The organism is Ohtaekwangia sp. (genome assembly GCF_036786105.1).
Classification (GTDB): Bacteria; Bacteroidota; Bacteroidia; order Cytophagales; family Cyclobacteriaceae; genus Ohtaekwangia.
In genome coordinates this window covers 5,669-21,970 of the sequence record NZ_DAIQRQ010000003.1, presented here as the reverse complement: position 1 = coordinate 21,970, position 16,302 = coordinate 5,669, and the positions used below count along the sequence as shown (strand labels likewise).

The 16,302-nt window shown below is 45.4% G+C and carries 14 protein-coding genes; 4 read left to right on the top strand and 10 right to left on the bottom strand.

All coding sequences use genetic code 11. The annotated features are described in order from the left end of the window. Positions 1-111: 111 nt before the first annotated feature. A complete protein-coding gene (locus V7Q33_RS02160) occupies positions 112-531 on the top strand; it encodes an META domain-containing protein (protein ID WP_331975923.1) in 420 nt (139 codons plus the stop codon). Here V7Q33_RS02160 and V7Q33_RS02155 read toward each other — a convergent pair. From V7Q33_RS02155 to V7Q33_RS02145, 3 genes are read right to left on the bottom strand one after another with little or no spacing between them, the layout of a single operon-like run. Continuing rightward, positions 524-1,312, bottom strand: a complete 789-nt coding sequence (locus V7Q33_RS02155; RefSeq protein ID WP_333818749.1) for a prolipoprotein diacylglyceryl transferase — start codon at positions 1,310-1,312, stop codon at positions 524-526. The genes V7Q33_RS02160 and V7Q33_RS02155 overlap by 8 nt on opposite strands. A 30-nt stretch (positions 1,313-1,342) precedes the next feature. Continuing rightward, positions 1,343-2,464: a C1 family peptidase gene (locus tag V7Q33_RS02150; protein ID WP_333818748.1), complete on the bottom strand. Its 1,122-nt coding sequence runs from the start codon at positions 2,462-2,464 to the stop codon at positions 1,343-1,345. Between the two features lie 12 nt (positions 2,465-2,476). Further along, entirely contained in the window at positions 2,477-3,655 is a 1,179-nt protein-coding gene (locus tag V7Q33_RS02145; protein WP_333818747.1) for a PQQ-dependent sugar dehydrogenase, read from the bottom strand. A 256-nt stretch (positions 3,656-3,911) separates the two neighbouring features. Here V7Q33_RS02145 and abc-f point away from each other — a divergent pair, with 256 nt between their 5' ends. After that, complete coding sequence (gene abc-f / locus V7Q33_RS02140; RefSeq protein ID WP_331976008.1) at positions 3,912-5,819, top strand: ribosomal protection-like ABC-F family protein; 1,908 nt, start codon at positions 3,912-3,914, stop codon at positions 5,817-5,819. Between the two features lie 211 nt (positions 5,820-6,030). Here the strand turns inward: abc-f and V7Q33_RS02135 are convergent, their stop codons facing one another. The 5 genes from V7Q33_RS02135 to V7Q33_RS02115 all read right to left on the bottom strand — a co-directional run bounded on the left by V7Q33_RS02135 (position 6,031) and on the right by V7Q33_RS02115 (position 11,054). Further along, entirely contained in the window at positions 6,031-6,246 is a 216-nt protein-coding gene (locus tag V7Q33_RS02135; protein WP_331975915.1) for a KTSC domain-containing protein, read from the bottom strand. A gap of 50 nt (positions 6,247-6,296) precedes the next feature. Then, positions 6,297-6,926: a hypothetical protein gene (locus V7Q33_RS02130; protein WP_331975913.1), complete on the bottom strand. Its 630-nt coding sequence runs from the start codon at positions 6,924-6,926 to the stop codon at positions 6,297-6,299. Beyond that, positions 6,916-8,250 carry an LVIVD repeat-containing protein gene (locus tag V7Q33_RS02125; protein WP_331975911.1) on the bottom strand — a complete coding sequence of 445 codons (1,335 nt, stop codon included), beginning with the start codon at positions 8,248-8,250 and terminating at the stop codon, positions 6,916-6,918. The genes V7Q33_RS02130 and V7Q33_RS02125 overlap by 11 nt, the downstream gene beginning before the upstream one ends. Positions 8,251-8,311: 61 nt before the next feature. Beyond that, complete coding sequence (locus tag V7Q33_RS02120) at positions 8,312-10,366, bottom strand: outer membrane beta-barrel protein (RefSeq protein WP_333818745.1); 2,055 nt, start codon at positions 10,364-10,366, stop codon at positions 8,312-8,314. Next, the gene (locus V7Q33_RS02115; protein WP_331975907.1) at positions 10,347-11,054 is read right to left on the bottom strand and encodes an RNA polymerase sigma factor; all 708 of its coding nucleotides are present in this window, start codon (positions 11,052-11,054) and stop codon (positions 10,347-10,349) included. The genes V7Q33_RS02120 and V7Q33_RS02115 overlap by 20 nt, the downstream gene beginning before the upstream one ends. 56 nt (positions 11,055-11,110) lie before the next feature. On the opposite strand from V7Q33_RS02115, the gene V7Q33_RS02110 reads away from it, so the two are divergent. Continuing rightward, on the top strand, positions 11,111-12,391 hold the full coding sequence (locus V7Q33_RS02110) for a type IX secretion system plug protein (RefSeq protein WP_333818744.1): 1,281 nt from the start codon (positions 11,111-11,113) through the stop codon (positions 12,389-12,391). Here the strand turns inward: V7Q33_RS02110 and cas6 are convergent. Together cas6 and ychF are read right to left on the bottom strand one after the other, a co-directional pair. Then, positions 12,388-13,143 (bottom strand): CRISPR-associated endoribonuclease Cas6, encoded by a 756-nt coding sequence (gene cas6 / locus V7Q33_RS02105; protein ID WP_331977903.1) that lies wholly within the window; start codon positions 13,141-13,143, stop codon positions 12,388-12,390. The two genes, V7Q33_RS02110 and cas6, sit on opposite strands and share 4 nt — an antisense overlap. A gap of 167 nt (positions 13,144-13,310) precedes the next feature. Continuing rightward, positions 13,311-14,408, bottom strand: a complete 1,098-nt coding sequence (ychF, locus tag V7Q33_RS02100; protein WP_331977901.1) for a redox-regulated ATPase YchF — start codon at positions 14,406-14,408, stop codon at positions 13,311-13,313. Between the two features lie 491 nt (positions 14,409-14,899). On the opposite strand from ychF, the gene V7Q33_RS02095 reads away from it, so the two are divergent. After that, positions 14,900-16,302, top strand: a 1,403-nt coding sequence (locus V7Q33_RS02095) for a glycoside hydrolase family 125 protein (protein ID WP_333818743.1), incomplete at its 3' end; no start/stop codon positions are given.

The following is a 16,302-nucleotide window of genomic DNA, read 5'->3' as shown; positions in this document are numbered from 1 at the left end:
GACAAGCAGGTGGGCACGAGATTATAGTGTATACCTGGGAGTCGTTAACGGTTACACGTTAACCGTTAACAGACTCTTGCGGATAACGAATAACGGATAACCATATTGCCTATGAAAAAGATCCTCTTCTTCGCGCTGTTGATTTCCTTTCAATGCAAAACAGCCCAAAACAACGAAAGCATGGCGCACCTTGAAAATACATACTGGAAGCTGGCTGATATAAACGGCATGCCTGTTGAAACTCCGGATGGTTCCAAAGAAGTACATTTCGTTTTGAGCAGTGAGGGCGGAGAAAAACGCATCAAGGGATTTGCCGGATGTAACAGCCTCGGTGGTAATTATACACAGGATGGCAACAAGATCAAGTTTACTACCATTACTACCAAGATGGCCTGCGATCGCCTGGATGTAGAGAACTTCCTTACCAAAACACTCGATTCAGCAGACAACTACAAGATCAACGGTGAAACGCTGGAGCTATACGAAGGCAACACACTGCTTGCTACCTTTCATTCTGTATACCTTAAATAGGCTTCTTGTACAAGCTTATCAGGTTACGCTTTGACCAGCGATTGTAGACGTATACCACCACCACAAATATAGCGAGCGCTATAAACTGTGAGTGCGACAGATAATCTTTAATAATAAAACCGCGCTCAGTATCTCCTCGAAAAAACTCCAACGCATAGCGGCCAATGGCATACAGCATCAGATACGTAAGGAATAACTGGCCATAGAATGTTCTTTTTTCGCGCAGGTATAGCAATACAAGCATCACCATAAATATATAGCCCGATTCATACAATTGTGTTGGATGAAGGGGTACGCCTTTTGGATTGGCGTGGCATGCCGGGTCGGTAAAGATCACACCAAAAATAGAATCGGTGGGTAAACCATAGCAGCATCCGGCGAGGAAACAACCGATGCGACCAAACATGTGTACCAGGCAGGTAGTAACCGCCATAATGTCGAGCATAGCATAAGTCGGCAGCTTGTTCCGTTTGAAGAACCAGAACATGGTGGGTATCGCAAACAGAAACGATCCATAGAATACAAAACCACGACCCGTCAATAACCTTGCGGGATGCTGTACATAAAGTCTGGCATCTTCAAAAAACAGCAGGGCCTTCCCGCCTGCAAAGGCTGCAATAAAAATGAAAAGAAACAATGAATTTGCCTGATCGAACGTAAGCCCCACTTCTTTCTTTCCCCTGATCACCATATAGGCAACACCTGCCACTGTGCCAAGTGCAATCATAAAGCCGTAGCTATATACGGTTAGTCCGCCAAGTTTGAACAACACGGGGTGCATGGGTCAGGGCAGATAGCGTTCACGAAATTTTTAACGAATCCCGAGCTTGGTAAGCAACGATTTTTCTATAGCAGCTTTCGGAACTACAAGACTCACGGTATTGATCGCAAAATATGCTTCTGATACGTGAATGAATCCATTGAAAGGGCCCGAATCGCCCCAGGAGTTTTTTACCAGGAAAAATTTCTTTCCACCGGGCGATTTCTCCAATCCTACCAAATGCATGAGATGATCGTCTTGTGTCGTCAGGTTTTCATATAGCGTCTGGCGAAGCTGTTGGTCATACTTCATCTCTTCATCATCCGGTGTGATGGATGCTGGAGCTTTACCATCTTTCCATTGCAGGGCATACCCTTGTTTCTGGCGGAAGCATGCGTTGCTTACATCGGCATCCCACATAATAGAATAGCCTTGCTCCGCAGCGCGCTCGGTGAGGCGGATCATTTCATCCAGGGGCACATTGTAATACGAACCATTGGCAAAATTATCGGGAGCTTCGAGTATGAAAGAGGCATAGAACGGATGATGGCTGAAGGAAGTAATGTTCACATAATCGTCAGCCTTGAAGTGCAGCACATCACTCGCGAATGTTTTGGGTGTATAGGGCTTCTCATTATAGGTAAACGTAGCCGGAGCTTTACCCAGATGTTCATCCAGTATAGCTTCAAAACCTTTCATCCAGTCGGAGGGTATCGGGCGCACTTTCAGCAAACTATCAAGATACGTTTTCAGTTGTGTATCCAGTTTGGAATGATCGTGGTTCTTTTGTCCTAATGGTAATCCTGAATATACACTCTCCGGCACAGCGCCATAGGTAGCGATGGCGCGAATTACATCGTGGCCCAGTCCCCCCGGACCAAATTGTGCCATGCCCTGGCGAAGGATATAATTTTTAGCTTTCTCGGTATATATATTCCGTACGGTATACATTTCCGAGAGATCAAACTCTCCCAGACCACCTTTCATCGTCTGCGACTCTACCAGTGATGTAGTGGAGAAGCTCCAGCAAGTACCGGTGTTTGCCTGGTTCTTCACAGAAGTATATCCTGCTTTCGAAACAGTTGCCAGTGGCGCTTTCTCAGAAGCAGGCTGCGCCAATACGGAAAATATACCGCAGGCAAACAGCAGACAAATACTAAGGTTTTTTTTCATAGGGTAGTAGTTTTATTTCTTATACGAGATACGATAGATCACGTTGGCCTTATCATCGGAAACCAATAGCGATCCATCAGGCATTACCAGTACATCTACGGGGCGCCCCCACTCCTTCTGCGTGGCATCATCCAGCCAGCCCGTTGCAAACGCTTCGTGTTCTGTTACTTTGTTATTCTGTAGTTTTACAAGGGTTACGTTGTAACCAATCTTCTTCGAGCGGTTCCACGAACCATGCTCTGCTACAAAAATCTGGTTTTTATATGCAGCCGGGAACATGTTGCCGGTATAGAATTTAAGACCAAGCGGTGCTACGTGAGGTCCTAATTTATCGGCCGGTGCTGTAAACTCAGCGCAGGCATGCTTATCACCAAATTCAGGATCTTTGATCGATCCTTCGTGGCAATACGGATAACCAAAGTGCATTCCTTTCTTAGCCGCCACATTCAATTCGCAGGAAGGTTTATCATCACCCAGCATATCGCGACCGTTGTCTGTAAACCATAATTCTTTTGTTACGGGGTGCCAGGTAAAACCTACAGAGTTACGAACACCTTTTGCAAATATTTCACGACCGCTGCCATCTGCATTGAGTCGTGTGATGCTCGCATAGATTTCATCTTTCGATTCACAGATGTTGCAGGGCGCACCTACCGGCACATACAATTTTCCATCAGGACCGAACGCTATATATTTCCAGCCGTGATGTGATTCGGTAGGATAATTATCAGCAATAACCGTGGGCGTTGGTGGATTATCCAGCTTCGACTCAATGCCGGTATATTTCGTGATCTTGCTGATCTCCGCTACATACAAATTACCATCCTTGAACGCTACACCGTTTGGCATATTCAGGCCGGAAGCAATCACCCACTTCTTATCAGCCTTGAAATCGCCGTTGGTATCTTTTACAGCATATACTTTGTCTTTATCGCGGTTGCCTACATATAGTACGCCAGAAGGACTTAGCGCCATAGAGCGTGCGTTGTCTACTTCAGCATATACTTCAATCTGGAAACCTGCCGGCAACTTGATTTTATCGAGAGGCAACGTGGCTGCATAGTCTGTAATGGCAGGAGCACTTGCATCGGTGGTACTGTTATCGGCTATTACATCACGGTCAGAACCGGAATTTCCGCAGGCCAGCATCACCGTCATGATCATGAGAGAAATGGAGCTAATCGATTTCATGCGCTATAATTTAAATGTTCTAATGTGCTATCACAGCCGGCACCCGAATTATTCTGTTACTCGGGCTTCGGGATACCAGGAGTTGTGAAACACGCCTGAAATTAAGTTTTTTTACCCGGAGAAAGGGTAAGGTTTACGTAAGTGGCAAAATTTTATCGCCGCGAAGGCTAAATCCGGAAAATCAGCAAATACTCATTATTTTTACAACAGATTCAGTGTGGCATTGGTCAGCAATGCCTGGGGAGAAAATTGCATTATGTTATCAATCACCAATCTTTCGTACTATATCGGAGGCCGCGCGCTTTACGAGAATGCCAGCATGTTTATTAAACCGAAAGACAAGATCGGTTTAATTGGCTTGAACGGCCGTGGCAAATCAACTTTGCTCAAAATCATAAACGGAGAATACAAGATCGACAGCGGTTCGGTGAGCAAGAGCAACGATTGTACGATCGGCTTTCTCAACCAGGACCTCCTCTCCTATCAAACCAATGATTCAATCCTTACGGTGGCCATGGGCGCCTTTAAGGAAGTGGTAGAGATTGAACGACAGCTTGAAACTACTATCAAACAACTCGAAACCGAATACTCGGATGCATTGGTAGAAAAACTTTCCAAGCTGCAGGAGAAATTCGATCACCTGGATGGGTACACGATTCAGTCTAAAGCGGAAGAAGTATTGGAAGGTATAGGCTTTCAAACAGCCGACCTGCACAGACCGCTCAAAGAATTTTCCGGAGGATGGCGCATGCGCGTGATGCTGGCCAAACTCCTCCTCGAAAAACCTTCGCTGCTCATGCTCGATGAGCCTACCAACCACCTGGACTTACCTTCTATTGAATGGGTGGAAGATTACCTGCGCGATTATGAAGGCGCTGTAATCATTGTATCGCACGACCGTACATTCATTGACAATGTGGTTACTAAAATTGTAGAGGTTACTCAACAGCAATTAGTCACCTACGAAGGTAACTACTCCTTCTACCTCGAAGAAAAAGAACTGCGCCAGGAGATACAGCAAGGTGCATACGAAAATCAGCAGCAGAAGATCCGCCAGACCGAACGTTTCATAGAGCGTTTCAAAGCCAAAGCTACGAAAGCGCGCCAGGTACAATCGCGTGTAAAGGCGTTAGAGAAGATGGACCTCATTGAAGAAGTGGTGGATGATACGGCCGCGGTAAATTTCCGGTTCCGGTTCAAACAACAGCCCGGCCGCTATATCATTACACTGAACAATGTATCGAAAGCATACGGTCAATTAGAGATCTTAAAGAACACGTCTATATCCATTGAGCGTGGCGATAAGATTGCGCTCATCGGTGCCAATGGTAAAGGTAAATCTACGTTGCTGCGCATCATTGCCGGTGAAGAACCGGTAGAGGGCGAGCGAGTGATGGGCTATAATGTGATCCGCGCCTTCTATGCACAGCACCAGCTGGAATCACTGCATGTAGAGAATGAAATTCTCGAAGAGCTTATGCAGGCTGGCTCCGGCAAAACAGACCAGGAATTACGAAATGTACTGGGATGCTTTCTCTTTACAGACGATGATGTATTCAAGAAGATCAAAGTATTATCCGGCGGAGAGAAATCGCGGGTGGCCCTGGCCAAGACCTTGATCTCGGAAGCAAACTTCCTGCTGCTTGATGAACCTACCAACCACCTCGACTTCATTTCAGAAAATATACTCATACAGGCGCTGCAGCAATACCTGGGCAGCTTTGTGGTAGTATCGCACAACCGTCACTTTGTGAGCCAGATTGCAAACAAGATCTGGTATATTGAAGACAAACAGATTAAAGAATACCCCGGAACATACGAAGAGTATGAATACTGGCGCAAGAAGAACGAAGCAGCAGGTATAAAAGCTGAACCTCCCAAACAAAAGAAAGCTGAACCTGTAAAACAACAACAGCCACAAACACCCGGCAACGAAGCCAGGCGCAAGACGCTTGAAAAAGAGTTAAAGAAAGTTGAGGAACAAGTTACCGAACTCGAAGCACGCAAAGCATCACTCGAAAATGAGCTTGCCACCCCTGAAGTATTCGGCAACCCGGTAAAATTGAAAACAGTACAAACAACCTTCCAAGAAACCGAAGCCGCCCTTGCCGCTGCGAATAAAAAATGGGAAGAGCTGGCGATTGAAATCGATGAACTGGGATAGCTATTAGGAGTTATCCGTTACAGGTTAATCGTTATCAGGAAGTGTATATTAACCGGTTAATCTATAACAATCTGTGTTATTCTGTGAGTTCTGTGGGAAATAAATGCATTTGTTCCCACAGATTTCACAGAATAGCACAGATCGTTTACGGTAGCCGTTAATATACTCTTCCTGATAACGATTAACGGATAACGCTTCCCATAGCCTGCGGCTATTTCTCTATGTGCCGGAAATCGTAAAAAGGTCGGATGTGCTTTGAAAAATAAGTGCCGTGCGATTCTGCACTCATCAGTGCTTCATGTACTTCCATGGGCACACGCAGATATTGATATACCTCTCCGGAAGTAAATTCAACTTCAAGAATCTCATGCTCCTCATCGTATCCGATAGAGGCCAGACCAGAGGATTTAACGCGGGTTCGTAGCATGTATAGCAATCGCCAAAAATTTATGCCACGGAAGGTTATCTGAAAAATACTTAGAATAGTCCCAAGCCAATCTGCACCACTACACGGTCCATGTCGCGCTGCACTTTGGTAACGGGAGTAACATATGTTGCGCCCGGCACCCAATCATACATATAAAATACGTTAGGCGTAAACTCATAGTTGATGCGCTGAAATTTATAGCCTGCACTGAGATAGAGACGTACTTTATCACTTATCTTAAATCGATAGCCAACCATGGGATTGAACATTCTTCCGCCCTTCGAATCCATATTGGTATAATCCGTAACGCTATAAAATGCCCACGCGTATCCGCCGTTGAGCTGTGCAAAGAAAGTATGCTCCCCGCTATGCGCAAAATCATACGACACACTGCCAAATACCGGCAGCGTATTCCAATCTTTATAGACATCGTAACCTGTTCCTATACCGGCGGTCCAGCGACCGTAGCGAACACCGTGAGTAGTATTCAACGATATATAGGTACCGTATCCATTCTTGCCGAACAGCGCACCGAACATCAGGTTATTGGTATAATGGATCGATTTTTTTGTAGCGGAGGGAGCCGTTGCACTCGTTGCTACTGTATCTGATTGCGCCAGCAGCCCGGACGTGGCAAGCATGCCAGAAAGAAGCGCCAATATTACTACCTTAGTCTTCATGCGACACAGCCAGATGACTGAGTAATTTTATATCCGTGGGATTGGAGTAATCATACTGATACAAGCCGTTGGCTCCGATCATCATCAACACACCATCCACTGGAATTACATCGTATGCATCTATGTTTTTATAGTGGGCCAGCAATTTGGTGTTGATCGCGTTTACATCGGAGGCATCGTATACCTTCAAACCATCTGAGCCATCGCAGATAAATAAAGTATTTTGATCCTTTCCAAGTCCCTGCGGGTTGGTCATCGGGTATGTTTTCACCAGCTGAGGCGCCTGCAGATTTTGAATATCGACCACGTCCAGTTGATTGGAGTATCCGTCACAGGTAGTACCTGAATGTAGCGTTACAAAGGCATAGTTACCATCTACAACAACCGGGTCGCACGTTCTGGCATGCGCATAGACACCTACCCGCTGGGGCACGGCCTGATCATACACATCATATATATACATACCATCGTGGGCACCCATAAAGAGATTCTGCGCAGAGGAAAAGATAGTTTCAAAATACGTCCCTACATTTACCGCTTCCTTTTTCTCAGGGCTCATTTCATTGGAAATATCCAAGGGCTTAACATAAAAAGCATCCAGTGCATATAAATAATTTTTGTTAATCGTAAAGCGCGCCATAGAGCCGCCAACTCCGGGGCCAGAGCCGTTCCCCGGAGCGATGGCTGCGCTCTTGTCAAAGGCAATGTTGCTGGCTAACGCAATGCCGCCGTCATAATACATACCGCCCCAGGATTGCACACCGCTGTTGCAGTCTGACTTCATAATCGTTACATTCTTTTCAGCAACCCAGTCGGTAACAAGGCCCTTCTCAGGATCCATATAAAAACCAAGTGAATTATAGTTACTGAATATATTTTCGATCCGGTTTACTTCATGAATATTGTCAGGAGAAGAAATATCCAGCACCACCAGGTCTATATAACTGTCTGCATACAATGCATCGCCTTTGATAGCGAGTTCGTATGTACCGGGAATATTGATAAAACTTTTGTTAACCGGTGCTGCAGGATTATGGTTATCGATCACATGTATACCTTTTCCGGGTTCGTTCACAAACAGGTAGTGATCTTTATAGTATATCTTGCCGATTGTTTTAATTTCTTCCGGCTGCGTTACACGCACCTGTCGTATCTCCTCCAGGGAAGTATATATCGGTTTATAGGTAACATACTCATTCGTTACCTCGCATTTGTCTGTACAACCTTCAAGCAATACACTGATCCCCAGGAGACCAGTCAGGAAAAGCAGGGCATACAAGGATACATGTATCCGTTTTTGAAGTCTGTTTTCTAACGTATCCATAATCGGTTTGGGAGGGTTCTTTGGTAGTTTAGACCCTACCCTCTCTAAAAAGGTTGGAACGTTAGTGAAAAATATATCGGAATCTTAACCCGACATCGAAAGTAAGTGGCATAGCCGCGATAGGCTGATCTGATTTATAAATAGAATTGAAAGGATATCGCAGTCCCGGATTCAGTGCCAGACGATAATGTTGTCCAAACTTATAGCTCAGTTCTGTTCCTACCAGTCCACTGAAGTTAAGTGTTCTGTAGGGAGAATCTGCTCCGCTGGATTGTGTAGTCTTGCTGATAACCCCTCCTCCTCCTTCGGGAGTCAGTGTATTTTGCAGGAACATATCAGTTGCTATACCACCGTTCAACTGCAAGCCAAATCGCTTGTTCACGACCAGATACCCGGCTTGCAGCGGTACGCTGATAAACTGCATGTTGTTATTAATGGTATACGGTGCCGTATAAACCATCTTGGCATCGGCAGTGCCCAGAATACTGTTTACCGATGGCGCTGAGAATTTGGAATAATCAGCAGTGCCGGCCGTGTTGGATGTATACTCAGAAGCCTGTGTCATATAACTGACACCACCCTGCACAACCCAGCGCTTGGCTATGCGGGTGCCCATACTAACACCAACGGTATAGGCAGAACCGGAAGCTTTCGCCTGCTGACTGGTAACATTGTTTGCAGCAAACGAATTGGAAGGCGACACACTGGAGTTAACCGTATTAAAACTTCCTGCTGCAAAACCAACCGAGGTCCATATTTTTTCTACCGATTTGTTTTCGTCCTTGTTCGCGGCCAACGCGCGAGCCTTATCTTCTTCCGTCATTTTTTCCAGCAACTTCATCAATGGATCTTCCTGCGGCTGGAATTTTGATGCATCAAAGTCAGCCGGTTTACGCATGCGCGATGGTAATTTCTCAACGGCTGCGGTTTGCATGGCATTGTTGGTATTAAGCCGGGCAATGATTGCTTGCTGATCGGTAAAAGGATTTGCCTGCGTTGCGTTGTCGGTATTTTCGCGAGAGGTAACAGTCTGATCACCTGCGTCAACTTGCGTTTGGCCTGTACGATGTATATCAGTCTGCTCTGATCCATTCAGTTTATTGGTAGCAGCAATGTGTTGCTGCTGTTGTTGTGTTACTGCGTTCGTAGCGACCGATTGAGTCTTATCCACTGATATATTCTCGTGGCTCGCTTGGTTGCTGTCAATGATTGCATTGGCGGCAGTATTACTTTCTTTTATACTGACAACATTGTGGGAAGACGTTGCAGCGATCTGGTTGCCTGACTGATTTGCCTGCGCATCATTACCATTTACTGCCGCCACGTTTTGCTTTTGTGACTGATCCAATGAAGCTTCACGATTTGCGTTCACAGCATCCGCTTCATTATTCATCTTGTTAATGTTGCCGTCCGTTTTACCGCGATTATTAACATTTGAAGAAACCGATTGATCGGCCACATTACCATTGCGCTCTGTAGCTACTATTGTATTTTGTCGCAGATCTGTGTGATGAATCTGTTCATCATTCACGGCAGCACGATGCTGTTTTGCTGTTCTGTTCGATGAACGTCTATTGGCGACAGCGGCTGTTGATTGCGCGCTGCTCTTATTTCCGTCTGTAAGTAAATTATCATCTCCCGATGTAGCAGCATCTTTGATCAATACATCCGGTGAAGATTGTTCTGCTATAGTTTGCTTTGCAGCAGAGGAAGTTCCTTCGGTAACTATACTTGCATCGTTTTCACGAGCTTGTTTTTCTATACCGGCAGCTGTTGGATCTTGCTGAATATCATTGCCGGATGGATTATCGGCGGCAGCATCCGGAGTCGAAGCGGAGCCTTCTTGTAAGGATGGATTGGTTTTAGTAGTGGCCACACCGCCATAATGCAGATCGTGTTTATCTTTCACGATATAATAGCCAACACCGGCTACACACATAGCAAATGCAATAGACGCTGCCGCCAGGAGCTTATAGAATAAGATCCTGCGTTTCATTTTGTCGCCTTCTGCTTTTTCGAGATCAAGCTCAATGTTCGTCCACGCATTGTCGGAGGGACTTACCTCGGCTTTGTCGAAAGCATCCTTGAACGCATCCTCAAATTTTCGACTCTCCATATCGTTCATAGTACGTTGATTCCTTTAGCAATCGCTGCTGCAACAAGTTCTTCGCGCGTGCAAACTGCGACTTCGATGTTCCTTCTGATATACCCAGTTGTTCTGCTATTTCTTTATGACTGAATCCTTCAATGGCAAACATGTTAAAAACGATCTGGCAGCCCTGCGGCAAGGCCTGTATCATTTCCAGTAACTGCGTGAAGTGGATGCCGGATATACTTACTTCATCTTCCGGAAGGTTGGTCTCTTCAATATCGACCATCGGCATCAGGTAGAGTTTCTTTCGGTTGGCGTTCAGAGCAGTGTTTACCATGATGCGTGTGATCCAGGTTTCGAGCTTCGAATCACCGCGGAAACTTTCTATCCCCTGGAAGACTTTGACAAAACCTTCCTGAAGGATATCCTCCGCTTCTGCCGTTGTTTTGGAATAGCGCAGGCAAACGACCATCATTTTTCGGCAATAGCGATCGTACAAAGCCCGTTGAGAAGCCCTGCTGCCTTTACGGCACCCGTCTATAAGCTCGTTTTCGCTGAGCATCAATCCGATAATACGGCCATGTTGCATGTTAGACACCTCGCCGGTTGAAAAAGTTGGAATACCTGAAACGATCGTAAGCTCCCGAAAGAGTGTAAACGCTTTGATTTTGGCAATTTCTTTTTTCCTTTGTCGTTTGTACGCAATACCCAATTTCCAAGGGCTTGCCGGTATAGCATGGCGCCCTTTAAATTTTTTATCAGTTCAGCATGAGATCCATACTGTTTTCGCTTAGTCTCCTTCTGCTCGCTTCTGCCTGCACCCCGATCGCTCAAAGTTCGCTTAATTCTCAGGGTAATCCTAAAACCCTGCAACGCAGTGATCAGGCGTATGAACCACAGATCAAAACCGTACAGCTCTACGCTGCCGGCAATCCGTTAAACCCGGCCGTAACAAACCTCGCACAACAGAACCTGATGCTGGAGTTTGATGACCTCCGGAATCAGAACGATACCTACTACGCCAAAATTCTTCATTGCAATTACAACTGGACTGAATCAGGTCTGCAGGATCTCGACTATATGACTACATACAACGAGTTCCCGATCAATACCTACGAGTACTCGGTTGACACGCATATACTATACATCCACTACAAGTTCGCGGTACCGCCTGTAAGAATACCAGGCAACTATGTGCTGGTAGTATATCGCGGCAGCAACAAAGACGATATTATTTTGAGCAGACGCTTCATGGTATATAACACACAGATCAGCTTTACGCAGAATGGCAATCTCATTGGCCCCGGCAGAATTGCTGATCTCAATCAACAACTGAATTTTACGGTTGATTACGAGAATCTGAACATCATGAATCCGCTTACGGATGTACACGTGAACATTCGTCAGAACCAACGTTGGGATAACCAGGCTTCCAATGTAAAGCCGAGCTTTGTACGTGAGATCGAGAAAGAAATTGAGTATCGTTTCTTCGATGATACACAGATGTTCAAAGGCGGAAATGAGTTCAGGTTCTTTGATCTGCGTTCCCTGGTATACCCGGGACGCAACGTGGCGTATGTCGATAAGAAGGTAAAACCTTTTAAAGCCTATATTCAGAAAGATAAAAGCAGAGACGGCCAGGCCTACGCACAATACAACGACCTCGATGGCAACTATACGCTCGACAATCTGGACTATAACAAGAACATGGCGTATGCAAATTATGTCGATGTAAATTTTACACTCTCATCACCACCTGTTAAAGGCGATGTCTATGTAGCCGGAGCTTTCAACTACTGGAACCTGAACAATGAGAACAGAATGCATTATGATACTGCGCAAAGTGCCTATACTGCAAACATGTTGCTGAAGCAAGGCTGGTATGATTATCAATATGTGGTAAAGTCGCCAACGGTGAGCCCTTATGCATTTGAAGGCAGCCATTTCGAAACGGAGAACCTATACGAGATCTTTGTATACTACAGACCATTTCAACCACAGGCCGACCTGCTGATAGGTTATTTGCGACTGGAGGCAAATCCGCGTTAAGCGTATACCATTTCCTGCTGTGCAGTGCGCTGGATGGAGTCGTTGTTGGCAACATCCAGCATACCAAAGCCCTTGTGTGTAAAGTAGCCGAGGCCATTCTCATAAACATACTGCTGCACTTCTTTGGCAGCATAGAGTGTGAACGGGAATGTATAGCCGCGCACTTCAAACTTTACATCACTATCATAAAGCGGATAGATGCGTGCAAATTTTTTATGCGATGCCTGTATCCGCTGAATATAGTCGTGATCAGGAACGATCTGAAATTTATAGAAAGATGTAAGTTGCTCGGCTGTATATTTTCCATTGGCTTCCATCCGCGCAATAGTGGAATCATATAGCAGATCGGAGAATTCATCGCTCTCGGGAGACACGAATTTCTTTCCGCTCTCATCATTAAATGCCGCCGGAATCACAACGATCGGTGATATACACAGAAAGCGCGATTCATCGCTGATCTTTACAGGTTCTTCCTGCTCAATGGCTTCCGGCACCAGGTGCAAATTGCCTACTATGATTTCCTTCTGCTCAAACAAACGAGCTGTGAAATAGTCCATAAAAGCCTTGTCTGAACAGGCAAACACCAACGTTACCTTCGATGAAAAGTAATGAAGTCCTTTCCGGCTGACCTTGGTCTGCCCCTTCAATCCTGAAAAGTTGTATTGGTTAAACTCTACGTAGTTTTTCTCAGGCCCAAAAATCAAAAGGCCTTTTATTACCTGCGCCAATAGATATTGGTGGTGAAAAGGCACGTACGCACCCCTGTTTTTCAGTGAAAAAATAATCCTGGTTCTCAAGCCAAAAAAAATTAGTCAGGGGTTAAATGATACCCAAACAAAAAACCCGCTCAGCACTGAATGTGAGCGGTTTATAAAGCTAAGAAAAAAAAGTCAAGGTTGAATATATTTGTAAAGAAACTTTAAACGTTGAAGCGGAAATGCATAATATCACCATCCTCCACCACGTATTCTTTTCCTTCTACCGCCATCTTGCCGGCTTCTTTACAGGCTTGTTCAGTTTTATACTGCTGATAATCAGTTAATTTTATAACCTCCGCGCGGATAAACCCTTTTTCGAAGTCAGAGTGTATAACACCAGCCGCTTGTGGCGCGCGCCATCCTCTTTTAATAGGCCACGCCCTAACCTCCTTCTCCCCTGCCGTGAAATACGTGATAAGGTCGAGCAGATGATAAGACGCTCTCAATAACTTATTGAGACCGGATTCAGTCAGACCATACTCCTCCAGGAACACCTTACGATCTTCTTCGCTTTCCAGCTCCGCGATCTGGGCTTCGATGGCGGCACTGATAATTACGACTTCTGCATTCTCATCTTTTACATGAGCCTTCAGCGCTTCCACGTGCTTGTTGCCCGTGTGGATGGAGCCTTCATCAACGTTGGTAACATAAATAACGGGTTTGGCCGTGAGCAATTGCAGGTCGGCAACCGCCTTTTTATCCTCTTCATCTACTTGCAGCGAACGGGCATTCTTGCCGGAGAGCAACGTCTCCTTATATAATTGGAGTACCGATAATTCTTTCTTCAGTTTGGCATCGCCACCTTTGGCAGCCTTTTCGGTTTTGGCAATCTTCTTTTCAACCGATTCGAGATCTTTCAATTGAAGCTCAGTGTCAATGATCTCTTTGTCGGCTACCGGGTCTACGCGACCATCTACGTGCACAATATTGTCGTTCTCAAAGCAACGCACTACGTGCACAATAGCATCTACCTGGCGAATGTTGCCCAGAAACTGATTGCCAAGACCTTCGCCTTTGCTGGCGCCTTTTACCAGACCGGCAATGTCTACAAACTCAATGGTTGTAGGCAATACACGCTGCGGGTTTACAAGTGCCTCCAGAATTTTCAAACGCTGATCCGGAACGGAGATCACCCCTACGTTGGGCTCAATGGTGCAGAACGGAAAGTTGGCAGCCTCCGCCTTGTTATTGGATATAGCATTAAAGAGTGTTGACTTTCCAACATTTGGCAATCCTACAATCCCGCATTGAAGTCCCATGATCGTGTTTTAATTAAGGCCGCAAATATAAGGGGAGATTTGGTAAAGGGAAATGCTGGTGTGTGAAACGTTGGTGGTTATGCGTTATTAATTATCCGTTACAGGTTATCAGATGAGGGCTTGTTAACGGATAACGATTAACCGTTATGAAATGGTCTGTAAGACGAAGCACATCCGGTAAGCACGAAGGAAGCAACAAAAACAGCAATCGAATATAAATAGGCTGACGATTGTAACCAGCGAGATGCTACACGCATCCTGGACAATAAAGAGAAAAACACAAGTAGGTCAGGTTAATATTTTAAAACGCACGCAATATTCCTGTTTGGAAGATAATTTCCTACGATACTTTTCAATTGATTACAACAAAATTTAGTATAGCGTTATCAACGGGATTAAATACTCTTTATCTTTCATCCATCCTCGGTTAGATTTAACGAAGTAAATTCGTTCTTTCCTACAAAGACATAGTTTAGTAATTTTCCGCTACCATGAACAGACAAGAATTTCTCCAGTATGCCGGATTGATCAGTGCCGGATTACTCGTAAGTATAAATACTGCTTCGGCAGAACAATCCAGGTATATATCCAAACGTCCTGAAGCAGGCGCACGCAACTTTACAAGCAAGGCCATTGAAGATGCCATTAAAGAATTTAAGTCGCACGTAAAAGATGAAGAACTGGGATGGCTCTTTGAAAACTGTTTTCCTAATACACTCGACACTACGGTATTCCTGAAAGCAAAAGGCACTCATCCCGATACCTATATTATCACCGGTGATATCGATGCCATGTGGCTCCGCGACAGCACTGCACAGATATGGCCGTATTTACCATTCATGAAGACGGATGCATCTTTGCAAAATCTGATTGCAGGCGTAATCAACCGCCAGACACAATGTATACTGAAAGATCCGTATGCCAACGCTTTCTATGACGACCCTGCCAAGGTTAGCGAATGGAAAGACGACATCACCGATATGAAACCCGGTATACACGAACGCAAGTGGGAAATCGATTCACTCTGCTACCCAATACGCCTCGCCTATCATTACTGGACACTCACAAAAGATACTACCCCTTTTGATGCTTCGTGGAAGTCGGGGATACAGGCAACACTCAAAGTTTTTAAGGAGCAGCAACGCAAACAGAATCAAGGTCCCTATACATTTCAACGTACCACCGCCTGGGCAACCGATGGCGTGCCGCTCGCGGGGTATGGATATCCTGTTAAACCTGTAGGGCTTATCTGTTCCATGTTCCGCCCCAGTGATGATGCTACTATATTTCCATTCCTGATTCCTTCGAACTTCTTTGCTGTGGTAAGTTTGAAACAGGCTTCCGAAATGATTACTGCTATATTTAAAGACAGTGCTTTAGCAACAGAATTACTGCAATTATCCAATGAAGTTGCCGAAGCCTTGAAACAATATGCTGTGATCGATGTACCCGGCCACGGCAAAGTATATGCCTACGAAGTAAACGGCCACGGCAGCTGCAACCTGATGGACGATGCCAATATACCCAGCCTTCTCTCGCTGCCGTATTTAGGTGCTGTAAAAACAGATGACCCGATCTATCAAAACACCCGCAAATATATACTCTCACAAAACAATCCGTTCTTCTTTAAAGGCAAAGCAGGCGAAGGTATAGGCGGACCGCATGCCGGCATGGACATGATCTGGCCGCTCAGCATTATTATGCGCGGACTCACCAGCACCAGCGACCAGGAAATAAAAGACTGTATCAAAACACTCAAAACCACTCACGGAGGCACAGGCCTCATGCACGAGTCCTTCCACAAAGACGACCCGCAAAAATTTACCCGCAAGTGGTTCGCCTGGGCGAATACTATATTTGGTGAGTTCTTATGGCATGTATACAAAGAGAAGCC